This is a genomic window from Nonomuraea candida (assembly GCF_000725485.1).
GTDB lineage: Bacteria > Actinomycetota > Actinomycetes > Streptosporangiales > Streptosporangiaceae > Nonomuraea > Nonomuraea candida.
This window is the reverse complement of record NZ_JOAG01000185.1, coordinates 1-272: the sequence shown is the minus strand read 5'-3', so window position 1 is coordinate 272 and position 272 is coordinate 1. Positions and strand designations below refer to the sequence as shown.

The 272-nt window shown below is 71.7% G+C and carries 1 pseudogene; it reads right to left on the bottom strand.

Annotation, left to right across the window (positions count from 1 at the left end):
* A pseudogene (locus IO39_RS56455) lies at positions 1 to 236 on the bottom strand (ISAs1 family transposase); the annotation flags it as partial.
* Positions 237 to 272 lie beyond the last annotated feature (36 nt).

Genomic DNA, 272 nt, shown 5'->3' with positions numbered 1-272 from the left:
CCGGCGGCGTTGATGTGGTGGGCGTGGTCGGACTGGGTGTGCAGGGCGTCAGCGGTGATCACCACGCCGGTCAGGTCCAGCCCGGCCAGCAGCGGCGTGAATGCGGGGATTTCGTTGCTCTTGGCTGCGATCTGGCGTTGGGCCACGACGGTCTGGGTGTCGTGGCGGGGGGGGGCCAGCAGGTGGACCGTGGTGCCGTCGGCGGTGCGGCTGCCACGCAGCGTCTTACCGTCCACGGCCAGGCCGGACAGCGGAGCGCGGCTTGGGTACGG